Origin of the sequence: Noviherbaspirillum sp. (genome assembly GCF_036846085.1) — a bacterium.
GTDB lineage: Bacteria > Pseudomonadota > Gammaproteobacteria > Burkholderiales > Burkholderiaceae_D > Noviherbaspirillum.
Window position 1 is genome coordinate 1 of record NZ_DAIUCO010000214.1, and the last position, 9,460, is coordinate 9,460.

Consider the following 9,460-nt stretch of genomic DNA (forward strand, 5'->3'; position numbering starts at 1 on the left):
GTCTTCGGCGATGAGCTGCACGATCGTCCCAAACCCGACAAGCTCTCCATGCAAATATTTTCCAAGCTGCGGATGGGCGGTAAATCCGCGGGTGAGCGCATGGGACAACGACAAGCCGCCACTTTCAAAGCCTAATCCGCTGAGCAGCACCGACGCTTCCACTGCACGTTCCACCGCGTCATTCGGCGCATGGTGTGCGCGCACCTGTTCAACTGCTTCAATACCGAATTCAAGAATGGTTTCATAGCAGCGGACGGCCAGTAGCCGCGCCGTGGCCAAGGAGCCGGTGCCGAAAAAGTTTTTCCCGCCGGCCCGATGACATTGTTCGGCTTCAAACTTTTTGCTCAAGGCATCACCAAGCCCCGCGACAAAAAACCGAACCGGTGCACGCGCAACAATTTCGGTATCGACCAGCACCACATCCGGATTCCGGGTCATCATTTCGACGCCCGCTACGGCGTGCTGATCATCATACAAAACGATAAGCCGGCTGGTTGGCGAATCGTTGGATGCAATGGAAGGCACGATCACCAAACGCAAGCCGAGCGTCTTGGCGACGCCCTTTGCCGTGTCAATCGTCTTGCCGCCACCAAAACCAATCACCATGTCGGCACCGGCCGCGTGTGCCTGCATTGACAATTCGCGGATGGCGCTTGCCGTACATTCGCCGGCGAAGCGCAGCGATTGCGCAACGATGCCGCTGGCGCCAAGCGCGTCGTTCAGCTGACCGCCGGCGGCATTTCGGACGATGTCGTCCATCACCACTACTGGCGACTTGCTGCCGAATTCCATCAGCAAGCCACCAAGCTCGCGAATTGCGCCTGGCCCTTGCAGGTACCTGCCCGGAAAGCCGATCGTTTTCACTGTCATGTGCTGTTTCCCTCTTTCCCTGTTTGGGTTAGTTACCCCAGTAGAAATCCCGTCTGCCGCCGTCCATGCAAACAAGTTCTCCGTTAATAAATGCAGCCTGGACCGAGCAGAGGAACGTTACGAGTGAAGCGACCTCCGATGGACTGCAGGTACGACCGACCGGGTTCTGCTTGCACAGGCGATCACGCATTTCTTCTGAAAACTGGGCAATCAAATCGGTTTCAACATAACCCGGCGCTATGGCATTTGCCGTGATGCCAAAAGACCCGACTTCCTTTGCCAGGGTCTGCGTCAGCCCCACGATGCCCGCCTTGGCTGCGGCATAATGCGCAACGCCCAGTCGTCCTCCGCCGGTAAAGTTCATTGACGACATGTTGACGATCCGGCCAAATCCGCCCGCCTTCATCGCCGCAATCACCTCTCTGGACCATAAAAACGTGCTTCTCATATGAACATGGATCATCTTGTCCCAGGCTTCCACCGGCATGTCCTCGACCGGGTAAGCGGGCTTGACACCAATGCCAGCGTTGTTGACGAGAATATCGAGTCGTCCGAAGCGTTGCACAATAGCGGCCACCGTGTCGCGAACCACACCTTCATCCGTCGCGTCGCCCTGGTAAAACACCGCATCGATGTTTTCTTTCCTGAGCGACTCCACGGCACATTCTCCGGTCACGGGGTCGAGTTCGTTGATGATGATCCGGGCCCCCTCGGCACCGAGCATCCTGGCGTCACACAGCCCGATGCCGCGTCCGCCGCCGGTAATCACTGCAATCCGCCCTGCCAGTCCGAAATCCATCCTTACCCTTTCAACGCACCGGCCGCCAAGCCCTTGATGAAGTAACGGCTAAGGAACATGAACATGACAAACAGCGGTAGCGCAATCAAGGTCGCGCCTGCCATCAACTCGCCCCAGCGCGCATCGAATGTTCCGAGGACCGAAGCCAATCCGACAGGCAATGTTTTGTTGGTATCGCTGTTGACCAGCACAAATGAAAACACGTAGTCGGTCCAGGAAAGCAGGAACGAGAAGATTGCCACGGTGATGATGCCCGGCGCCGATAGCGGCAGCACCATCCGGAAAAATGCTCCTGCCCGTGAGCACCCATCCACCATGGCTGCTTCTTCCAGGTCGAACGGCATGGCCTTGAAAAACCCCCACAGCATCCACACCCCGAGCGGGATGCTTAATGTGCAATGTGCCATTACCACGGCAATCAAGTGGTCCGACAAGCCAAGCCGGGCAAAGATCGACAGCAATGGAATGGCCAGCAGCAGTGGCGGGAACATGTACGCGTAGAGCATGCTGCCAATGATGACCGTCTTGCCCGGCACTTTGTAGCGGGTGACGACATAGGCGATCACCACGGAAATCATCAGGGTAATGACGACTACCGACAGCGCCACCTGCACGCTGTTGGCGAACTGGACGGGATAGTCGGTCAGCTCCAGCAGGTTGCGATAAGCGCTGAACTTCCAGTCGATCGTTTCCGGTATCAGGGTCGGCGTTGAGAACAAGTCCCGTTCAGGGCGAACACTGGAAGCGATCATCCAGTAGATCGGAAAAAATGACCACAGACCGAGGATTGCCGCGGCGACCAGGGTCACCGCACGCAGCAGATGGGAACGTCCTTTCACTTGGCGCCATCCTTTCCGTCAAGCGGATAAAAATAGAAGTAGACAAGGATCAGCACGGACAGGACGGCAAACGACAGGGTGGCAATCGCAGCACCTCCTCCAACATCGTATTGCATGAATGCGCGACGATATGCCATGACCGGCAGATGCTCGGTGGCCGACAAGGGTCCGCCTTTTGTCAAGAGCCAGATAATGTCAAATTTATTGAACATCCAGATACTTCGCAACAGGACGATCACCATCAGCATCGGAATCAGCATGGGGATCGTCACGTGCCAGAACCGCATCCATGATCCGGCGCCATCCACCCGCGCGGATTCATAAAGCGACTTGGGTACCGTCTGCAGCGCAGCCAGGAAGGAAATTGTTACGAACGGCGTCCAGGTCCATACGCTGGCGACCACCACGATGAGCATCGCCATGACCGGGTCTTCAAACCATGCCGGCCGGCCAAACCCCAGTTTCTCCGCCCAGATGGTAAACAAGCCAAGGCTGCCGTCCAGCAGCCATTGGAAGGCGACGGCCACGACAACCGTCGGCAGCAGGTACGGCAGGACTGCCAGCCCCCGGACGACCGGACGCCCGAAAAATGGCTGGTCCAGCAGCAACGCGCACCCGATTCCCAACACAACCTGCAGGACGATGGTGATCAGGCTAAAGGTGATGCCGATGGAAAAAGCACGCCAGAATCCGGGCTCCTGCAAAACACGCAGATAGTTACCCAAACCCACCCAGGTCCGTTCCGACACAAAAGACTGTGACTGATAGAAGCTAAGTTCTATCGCATGCAGAACTGGAAAAAGAATCAGCACGAGCGTGACGCCGACGCTTGCGATGAATGCCGCAAACAAGAGCTTGTCGCTGTTTGTTCGAAAAGAGAGCATAGGCCTTGAGATGACGTGATAGGTCGCCGGTCGGATGCTGCCTGCTCCGCGGTTGCAGAGCAGGCGCGTCAGAACCTGCCGCGCACTTCAGAGTACCGTGCGGTATTTCGCAGCCATGATGTCGATGGCTTCAGCAGTCGGCATACCCTTGTACAACACGTTTTGAATCGCATCGCAAATCGCGAATGTCTCGAACATCTTTCCCGGTCTGAGATCAATGCTTGGACCTTCGGTGTCGATCGAGCGTATCGCCACATCTTTCCGGGTCAGCATGCTCTTCATAAAATCCACCAGCTCGGCATGCTTTTCGATGAGAGGATGTGCGCGCCAGCGGATATCGTCATACACATCCATGCGGGGCGGTTGCATGTGAAGTGGGGCCGAATGGAGGAAGTTGATGTAGTGATTGTCGACAAACCATTCCATGAACTTGACCGATTCATCGCGCATCGGGGTATTGAGCACCACCCAGCCGTCGTAGCCATGATTCACCGCTTGGCCTTTGCCAGCGCTATCGGGATACATGAAGAATCCGGTCTTTGCCACCAGGTCAGGTGCCTTGTCCTCCAACACTTCGATCAATCGTCCAGCGTACGGCGCATGGGCGATCTGACCGCCTGAATACTGGCCCAGAACGGTGCCGAACATTGCCTGCGTCATGCCGTTTGGCATGCTCGGGCCGATCTTTTTCATGAACTCGAGATATCCGGCGACCTTCGGCCGCATCTCGGCGTTGTCCAGAATGAGCTTGAAGTCCTTGTCAAGCATGCGCACGCCGTCCGCCCACATATAGCCGATGGACATCCATTGTGCAGCCGCATTGCCGCCAACCGGATGCCCGACACCGAATTTGCCGCCTTCTGTCAGTGCCTTGCAATTCTCCGCCATCTGGTCCCACGTGGTGGGAACCTTCAATCCTTTTTGCTGGTACAGGTCTTTACGGTAGTACATCCAGCAGAAATTGTAGTCATAGGGATACCAGTAATCTTCGCCATTGACGGGGAAGAGAATATTCGGGCCCCATTTGTGCCGGCGTACCAATTTGGTAATTGGCACAAGTTTTCCTGCCTGCGCCAGCAGCAGCACGTGTCCGGCGAACGCCAGGGTGCCGACGTCATAGGGGGTACCCGCGGCGATCGAGCTTTGAATCTTGTTGTAGGCATCGTCCGGCGGTACCGTATCGATCACAACTTTGACGCCGAACTTCTTTTCATATTCGGCCGCGGCAACACGAAGGGCACGGACCGAGTCACGTCCCGGCTCCGCGTTCAGGAAACGCAGCGTCTTTGTTTGGGCGAACACCGCCGGTGCGCCGGCGGTCATCAGCGCCACACCGGCGGCGACGGATTTCAGGACATCACGTCGGGCCACCGGCCGTTTTTCTTGTGCGATCCTGGCTTCCGCTGCAAGCACGTCATCGTTGTCATGCGTAGTCATGTCTGTCTCCTTCGTTTTGTTGTAAATAGGGACTACCTTGCCGCCACCGTTATGCCACCTTCAGATTTACGCCGGATACCGCATCGAACAAATGAATGCGGGAAATGTCCATGGTCAGTCGTGCCCGGTCTCCAATCTGCACGTTGTCACGTCGGCCGGTAAGAACACGAAACCGTGACGGCGAGCCCGGTACCGACTGGTCGCCGCCATCGAGCTCGAGCATCGTGAGCGTCTGCGCGCCCAGTTGTTCGACCAGTGATACCGACCCCATCGGGCCGTTGCCCTCGCCTTCCATGCTGGCGTGTTCGGGCCGCACGCCGAGGACAACGCCGGCGCCAGACTTCGCTGCCAGTGGCATGGCGCCGCCGAGCGGAACGGTAATGCCCGGCGCCTGGAATACGACCTGGCCGCGCACGTCCTGCAGCGTACCCTTGATGAGATTCATTTCAGGCGCGCCGATGAAGCCGGCAACAAACAGGTTGGCCGGCGAGTCATACACGTCAAGCGGCCTGCCGACCTGCTGCACCTTGCCCTGGTTCATGATGACGATCCGGTCGCCAAGAGTCATTGCTTCGACCTGGTCATGCGTGACGTAGACCATATTGGTACCGACCCTCTTGTGCAGCTGTGCAATCTCTTCACGCATGCGAATGCGCAGCTTCGCGTCCAGGTTGGACAGTGGCTCGTCGAGCAAAAAGACTTCAGGAGAACGGACCAGCGCCCGGCCGAGCGAGACGCGCTGCATTTGACCACCCGATAGCTGTCGGGGCTTTCGGGGTAGAAGGCTTTCGATGCCCAGCATCTGTGCTGCCCACTGAACCTTGGTTTCTATTTCTGCTGCGGGCACCTTTCGCATACGCAAACCGAATGCCAGGTTTTCATACACGGTCTTGTGCGGGTAAAGCGCGTAGTTCTGGAAAACCATCGCAATATTGCGCTCGCCGGGCTGCAGCTGTGTCACATCGCGGCCGGCGATATGGATCGTTCCGCTGCTGACATCCTCAAGTCCGGCGATCATCCGCAAGGTGGTCGACTTCCCGCACCCGGATGGCCCCACAAGCACAACAAATTCACCGTCTGCCATATCCAGATCAAGGTCATTCACCACCGCCTGCTCCCCGTACCGTTTGGAAACCTGCGAAAGAATGATTTTTTTCATGGTGGTCATCCGGTGATCCGCGCGAGCGCGTGGTTTACCTGCACCAATCCGGACTGGGCATCTTTGTAGATGGCGAAGAGCTCGTCGTAGAACGCGACATTGGTCGCATCGGGCAGTGCCCGCTCCACCACGCGCGCGCAGCGGGTGGCAGCCGTCATTTCATCGGGGAATACGCCGACCCCGACGCCGGCCAGCAATGCAGCGCCAAACGAGGCATCGGTCGTTTCAGGAAGCAGGATTTCGACATTGAGCGTGTCTGCCACAATCTGGCGCCATATTTTGCTTTTGGAGCCGCCGCCGATGATGCGGGCGGTCTTGATATCCATGCCCTGCGCACGAAACTGGTCCAGTACGTCCCGCAAAGAAAATGCGATACCTTCATAAATCGCCCTGGAAAAATGCGCAATGTCATGGCGAAAGGTCATGCCGACAAAGTCGGCGCGCAGCATCGGGTCCCAGTAGGGAGCGCGTTCGCCTTGCAGATATGGGTGAAACAACAACCCCTCCGCGCCGGGTGTAACGGTGCCGGCAAGGCGGTCCATTTCGGCAAAGGCTTCGCTGCCGCTTACGCCGGGCTTCATCAGGAAGCGGTCGCGGAACCATCTGTGTGCGGAGGCACAGCTATTGGTGCCGGTAATGGTGTACCAGAGACCGGGCACGGCCAGCGGATAGTTGATGAGTGTCGGATGTACCCTCGGCTGACTGGTCACGACACTGACCGTGCCTGCCGTTGCCAGCTTGATAGTCCCATCCCCCGGCGCAACGGACCCCGCGCCGAATGTCTCGATCGACGTATCGGACGTGCCGCAGACAACCGGCGTTCCTTCAGCCAAGCCACTTTGCCTTGCCGCGTCCGCGGTGACCCTGCCAACCACCGTGGTCGGGTTGACCAGTGGCGGCAGCGTATTGATATCCCACTGCGCAAGGTCACACAGTTCCGTAGACCATTTGTCCTGGGCCGCATCGAACAGCAGCGTGCCGACTGCTTCGGTTCGGTCCGTCTCCCACGTGCCGGTCAGCCGCGAACGGAGCCAATCCTTGGCGACATAGACACGTGCCGTGCGCCGGACAGCCTCGGGTTCATTGCGCACCAGCCACAGGAATTGCGGAAGCGTCCATGTGGGCGCCGGACGATTCAAGCCGATCTTGAGAATCCGTTCACCATGCCGTTCCTGCAAGTCGCGCGACTCTTCGCCACTGCGCTGATCGTTCCAGAGGATCGCCGGCCTGACCAGGTTGCCCTGTGCATCTTCGAGCACTGGCGTGTGGGCTCCGGCGCTAAACGAGATGCCGGCAATGTCCGCTGCCGCAATGCCGGCCTGTTGAAGTGCCAGTGGCACCGTCTTGCACACGGCAGCCCACCAGTCCTGCGGATCCTGTTCGCTCCAGCGAGGCTTGGGCGAGTGCGTCGCGATATCGACGGCTGCGCTTGCGCATACCTTGCCGGTCGAGTCGATAATCATCGTCTTCAGGCTGCCGGCGCCAATGTCGATGCCCATAAGCCATGCATGGCTTTGCTGGATGATGTCATTCATTGCTCATGCCCTCGGCAAGGGCTGCATCGAGAAAGGCGGGCATATTCATGCCATAGGTACAGTGGCCTACACTGGCTTCCGCGGCTGCCCGTCGCCCTAATGATTTGCGGGTATCGTCATCCAGCGGCAGACGCTTGTCCAGCACCGCAAGTGTAATGAGCGACAGGGCCGAAGGTGTCTGTGATTCGATCTGCACTGCAGCGTTGGCCGCATAACTCGGGCGGCATGTATTGGGGCAATAGGCACAGGTCGTCAACGCGTCACGATAGTCATTCATGCTGTTTCCTTAGGTATTCCACACGGTGCCGACAGGCTGCCTCAGTGCAAGCTTGCCCGGATTGATCAGGTTGTCCGGATCAAGGCCATCCTTTAGCAGTTGCAGCATGTTGAGGCCTTCGTTGAGCTCGGTTTGCACCCAGGCGTTTCGAAAAAGACCTGCGCCATGGTGATGTGCAACCGAGCCACCCATCTCGAGGCAGATGCGCTCGATCGTCTCCCATGCGCTGTAGTGCAGTGGCAGCGCCTGCTCGATCGGCATCGGTGGCAGCCTCACTGTCATGTACTGACATGCACCTTCCGCATAGATATGAGACCAGTGTGCTCCGAAATGCATTTCCGGATGTATGGCTTTTGCTGCATCGCGCATTGCCACATACATGTCTGGCAAATGCGTCCAGGTACCGGTCACCTCGATGGTGTCCATGTAGTAGCCTTCGCTTTGCCATTTTGTCGAGTATGAGTGAAACCGGGTCTTTTCCCAATGTTCATAGGGCGCCATGCCCGCGGTCACCGCGCCGTGCTGGTGGCAGATTGCATAGGATATGTCGCGCTCCGCGTTTGCCAGTTTCTCCTTGCCGGAAAATTTCATAATGCAGAGAATAGGACGATCGTCGAATTCCGCCATGCCTTCCGTTCGTTGCGCACTTTCGATGGTGTCGTACAAGCGAATCACTTCAGGGCGCAACTCGCTTTGCATGATCTCGCGCAGTGCGGTGAAACCAGCTTCGATCGACGGAAAGGCCAGCACGAGGGCGCTGGCGTGTTCAGGTTGACGCCATATACGCAGAGTCACTTCCGTGATAAATCCGAACACGCCTTCAGACCCGACCATCAGATCCTTGATGCTTGGACCCACTGCCCTGCGGGCAACAGGGCGAACATCCAGCTTCTGGCCATTGGGCAGCACTGCCTTCAGGCCAAGTACCATGTCTTCTATTTTTCCGTACCGTGAAGACGCCTGGCCGGCACCGCGGCAAGCAACCCAGCCGCCTACGGTCGACATGGCGATGGATTGTGGCAGGTGACCCGCGGTAAATCCTTGCGCGTTGAGCGCCTGCTCGAACTGCATTCCATTCATTCCCGCCTGCACCGTCACGGTCCCGTCGATGGCGTTAATGTCGAGGATCCGGTTCATGCGTTTCAGATCGACCATTACTTCGTTCACTAACGGGATTGTCCCGCCGAGGACACCGGATCCGGCACCAAAAGGGATCAGGCAAATTTTATGGCTGCGCGCATAGTTGACGATTGCCTGGATCTCATCAGCATCTCCAGGCGACAGCACCAAGGAGGCGAGCGTCCCGGGCAGACCATGGTCTCGCAGCTTAAAAAGCCCGTAAGGAAGTCGATCGCGGCTATAGCAAAAACGGTCCGCGGTGCCGGTTAGGACATGATCTTGACCGACGATTTTTGCAAAGTCAGATATTTCTTGTTGGCTAATACCGATGGCATCGCCTGCGAGCCGAGCCGGAGTTATTGAAGTCATCACATCCTTTCGCTACTCACCATGAATGAACAAACGTTTGTTCAACTTCGCGGATTATGAATCATTTTTGAGCAAACGTTTGTTCATATTATGGGAATATTTATCCGGCATGTCAAGGGGTAATCCCCCCGGCCAAAAGAGGCGATCAGAAGTAGAATTTTCTCGTTGAGGG

General features: G+C 57.4%; 9 protein-coding genes. All 9 read right to left on the minus strand.

Going from position 1 to position 9,460, the window contains the following annotated elements:
• The coding region (locus tag V7080_RS19925) for a glycerol dehydrogenase (protein WP_334190140.1) at positions 1-870 on the minus strand (870 nt) is incomplete at its 3' end.
• A gap of 28 nt (positions 871-898) precedes the next feature.
• On the minus strand, positions 899-1,669 hold the full coding sequence (locus V7080_RS19930) for an SDR family NAD(P)-dependent oxidoreductase (protein WP_334190141.1): 771 nt from the start codon (positions 1,667-1,669) through the stop codon (positions 899-901).
• Between the two features lie 2 nt (positions 1,670-1,671).
• A complete protein-coding gene (locus tag V7080_RS19935) occupies positions 1,672-2,508 on the minus strand; it encodes a carbohydrate ABC transporter permease (RefSeq protein WP_334190142.1) in 837 nt (278 codons plus the stop codon).
• The gene (locus V7080_RS19940) at positions 2,505-3,359 is read right to left on the minus strand and encodes a carbohydrate ABC transporter permease (protein ID WP_334190143.1); all 855 of its coding nucleotides are present in this window, start codon (positions 3,357-3,359) and stop codon (positions 2,505-2,507) included. The genes V7080_RS19935 and V7080_RS19940 overlap by 4 nt, the downstream gene beginning before the upstream one ends.
• Before the next feature lie 120 nt (positions 3,360-3,479).
• Complete coding sequence (locus tag V7080_RS19945; protein ID WP_334190144.1) at positions 3,480-4,829, minus strand: ABC transporter substrate-binding protein; 1,350 nt, start codon at positions 4,827-4,829, stop codon at positions 3,480-3,482.
• Between the two features lie 49 nt (positions 4,830-4,878).
• On the minus strand, positions 4,879-5,988 hold the full coding sequence (locus V7080_RS19950) for an ABC transporter ATP-binding protein (RefSeq protein WP_334190145.1): 1,110 nt from the start codon (positions 5,986-5,988) through the stop codon (positions 4,879-4,881).
• Positions 5,989-5,993: 5 nt separating this feature from the next.
• Positions 5,994-7,523 carry a xylulokinase gene (gene xylB, locus V7080_RS19955; RefSeq protein WP_334190146.1) on the minus strand — a complete coding sequence of 510 codons (1,530 nt, stop codon included), beginning with the start codon at positions 7,521-7,523 and terminating at the stop codon, positions 5,994-5,996.
• Positions 7,516-7,800 carry a hypothetical protein gene (locus V7080_RS19960; protein WP_334190147.1) on the minus strand — a complete coding sequence of 95 codons (285 nt, stop codon included), beginning with the start codon at positions 7,798-7,800 and terminating at the stop codon, positions 7,516-7,518. Before V7080_RS19960 ends, xylB begins: the two co-directional genes overlap by 8 nt.
• Before the next feature lie 9 nt (positions 7,801-7,809).
• Entirely contained in the window at positions 7,810-9,288 is a 1,479-nt protein-coding gene (locus tag V7080_RS19965; RefSeq protein ID WP_334190148.1) for an FAD-binding oxidoreductase, read from the minus strand.
• Between the last annotated feature and the right edge of the window lie 172 nt (positions 9,289-9,460).

Bases quoted from the DNA above. Each gene is read 5' to 3' on its own strand.
- V7080_RS19930 (WP_334190141.1), bottom strand. From the start codon at position 1,669: ATGGATTTCGGACTGGCAGGGCGGATTGCAGTGATTACCGGCGGCGGA.
- V7080_RS19945 (WP_334190144.1), bottom strand. From the start codon at position 4,829: ATGACTACGCATGACAACGATGACGTGCTTGCAGCGGAAGCCAGGATC.
- V7080_RS19950 (WP_334190145.1), bottom strand. From the start codon at position 5,988: ATGAAAAAAATCATTCTTTCGCAGGTTTCCAAACGGTACGGGGAGCAG.
- xylB (WP_334190146.1), bottom strand. From the start codon at position 7,523: ATGAATGACATCATCCAGCAAAGCCATGCATGGCTTATGGGCATCGAC.
- V7080_RS19960 (WP_334190147.1), bottom strand. From the start codon at position 7,800: ATGAATGACTATCGTGACGCGTTGACGACCTGTGCCTATTGCCCCAAT.
- V7080_RS19965 (WP_334190148.1), bottom strand. From the start codon at position 9,288: ATGACTTCAATAACTCCGGCTCGGCTCGCAGGCGATGCCATCGGTATT.